Origin of the sequence: Arthrobacter sp. H5, from assembly GCF_000520595.1 — a bacterium.
In the GTDB taxonomy this organism is placed as follows: domain Bacteria; phylum Actinomycetota; class Actinomycetes; order Actinomycetales; family Micrococcaceae; genus Arthrobacter_D.
Genome location: NZ_KI914997.1, coordinates 22,273 through 24,771 on the forward strand (window position 1 = coordinate 22,273; position 2,499 = coordinate 24,771).

A 2,499-nucleotide genomic window follows, 5' to 3' on the forward strand; every position below is an offset into this window, starting at 1 on the left:
CCGCGCTGATCGGCTACTTTGTAGCCCAGCCGATCCTTGAGCCTTCGGAACTCGCATTCGCCATCACCGACGACGGTGTCCTTTTGCACATCGTCAACACGGGTTCTGTTCTGGCGCTCATGGCCATCATTGCAATGTCCATCGGCACGCTGCTGCGAAACACCGCCGGAGGCGTGGTCACCACCATCGGGCTGCTTCTTATCCTGCCTATTCTCGTCGCCACACTTCTCGCGGGTATTGCCGATTGGATACCAGACGCTGCCCGCTTCCTGCCGAGCGCCGGAGGGGAACAGATGGTGGCCATCGACATCGCCGCGGGCGCCCTCAACCAGTGGCAGGGCGCACTTGTACTGGGCGGCTGGGCCTTGGTGCTGCTCCTGCTGTCCCTGTTCGTCACGAAGAAGCGCGACGTCTAGCCGCGCAAACCCATAAGCTCACTCCATGAGTGAAACAACCTCGGTGAAGGGGGCGGCGGAACGAACGGCCGCCGTTTCCTTCACCGAGATCAATGCGCGCCGGCTTGGTCCCATCCGGCGCTATTTCCGCAGCCATCCTCGGGTCATGGATGGCTTGGTCATCTTTGGATACTTCGCCGCGACAATCCTCAACCTGATTTTTTCGGACGATGTGCCGGGCGGGTGGTGGACGCTGGGACCTGTGCTGGCAGCGGGTGCAGCGTTGATCTTCAGGCGAAGCCACCCTCTGTTGGTGCTGGGCTTTATCAGCGTGCTGGAACCGCTTCAGGTGTTGCTCAGCGAGGGAAACGTCACCGTCGGGTTCGGCATCTGGTTCGCCCTGTATGCGGTGGCGGTCAAGCACCAGACCCGAACTGTGGCCATAGCCTCCGCCAGTGCGGCGGTGCTCTCCATCACGCCGCTGTGGTTTGCCCCGGCCCTCGAGGTGGAAGAGGCCCCCTTCCTGGTCTGGATCGTCAGCGGATTCGTTCTGATGTGGTACGTCCTGGCCATCGGCTTTGGCATGACCATCCGCCGGGACCGCCTGCACGAAAACGAGCTCCGGGAGTGGGCAGACCGCAACGCCGAGCTTGCCTCCGCGAACGAGCGCAACCGGATCGCCCGGGAGATGCACGACGTCGTCGCCCATTCACTGTCCGTCATGGTGGCACTCTCTGATGGTGCCGCCGTCGTGATGAAACGGGACCAGGAGCGTGCCCGCGAAGTCCTCTCTGAGTTGTCTGCCACCGGACGGACGGCGCTTGCGGACATGCGGAGAGTGCTGGGTGTCTTGAGGGAGCCCGACGCCGCACCACTGGCACCGCTGCCGGCTACCGGATCGCTGGCCAGCCTGCTGGAAGGGTTCAGGGTGGCAGGGCTTCCTATCAGGGTGTCGCTCAGCGGGCCCGGTCTGCCGGGGGATCCAGCGTTCGAGCTGACGGTGTACCGGATCATTCAGGAGTCCCTGACTAACGTGCTCCGGTACGGCAAAAGCGTCACCGCAGTTGGAGTCTCCATCAGCCGGACCGGTGACCTGGCAAGAATCCGCGTGTCGGACGATGGCCGTGGCACCATGGTCTCGGTGGTCTCGGTGGGATCCGGACAGGGAATTGCCGGTATGCGCCAGCGGGCGGCAATCTACGCCGGCACCGTTGAATGCGGTCCCGGGCCTGACGGCGGCTGGATAGTCAATGCAACTCTTACAGTGCCGGTAAACGGTGAGGCGGATGGACGATGACTGAGAAAATCAAGGTGCTGCTGGTCGATGACCAGCCGTTGCTTCGCATGGGTTTCCGCCTAATCCTCGAAGGAGAGGACGACGTCGAAATTGTCGCCGAGGCGTCCGACGGCGCCGAGGGGGTGAGGCTGGTGGAGGCACACGTACCGGATGTTGTGTTGATGGACGTGCGCATGCCGGTCATGGATGGCATCGAGGCAACCCGGCGCATCACCGCTTCGGGGGCGTGCTCCAGGATCATCATTCTCACAACCTTCGACCTCGACGAATACGCCTTTTCGGGATTGCGGGCCGGCGCCTCCGCCTTCCTGCTCAAGGATGTAGCCCCGGAAGAATTGGTACACGCCGTAAGGGTGGTTGCCAGCGGGGATGCGGTGGTGGCGCCCCGGGTGACGCAGCGTCTGCTGGAGACATACGTGCGCTCGCAGCACGGCGGCCCCAAGCCGCCCAGCGACCCCTTGCTTGAGGATCTCACCCGCCGCGAACTGGAAGTGCTCCACGCCATCGCCGAAGGACTCTCCAACGCGGAACTGGCGCACAAGTTCTTCCTGTCGGAGGCCACCGTCAAGACCCACGTCCGCCGTATCCTGACCAAACTTCACCTGCGCGACCGCGTGCAGGCAGTGGTGTACGCCTATGAGACCGGACTGGTGACGCCCAGCCAAGGGCTCGACTTCTAGCCGGACACCGCTTGGTAGGGACTCCGGCCCCCCAGGGCTCGCTGCGCTCGCACCGGGTCCCTACCGATAGCGCCTATCGGCCCCCCAGGGCTCGCTGCGCTCGCACCGGGTCCCTACCGATAGCGCC

The 2,499-nt window shown here is 63.9% G+C and carries 2 protein-coding genes and 1 pseudogene; all 3 read left to right on the forward strand.

The genetic code is table 11. The annotated features are described in order from the left end of the window. A pseudogene (locus Y708_RS29840) lies at positions 1-416 on the forward strand (ABC transporter permease); the annotation flags it as partial. A gap of 25 nt (positions 417-441) precedes the next feature. After that, positions 442-1,692 (forward strand): sensor histidine kinase, encoded by a 1,251-nt coding sequence (locus Y708_RS0111860; protein ID WP_028280100.1) that lies wholly within the window; start codon positions 442-444, stop codon positions 1,690-1,692. Further along, positions 1,689-2,372, forward strand: coding sequence for a response regulator (locus tag Y708_RS0111865; RefSeq protein WP_028280101.1), 684 nt, complete (start codon positions 1,689-1,691; stop codon positions 2,370-2,372). Before Y708_RS0111860 ends, Y708_RS0111865 begins: the two co-directional genes overlap by 4 nt. The last annotated feature ends 127 nt before the right edge of the window (positions 2,373-2,499 follow it).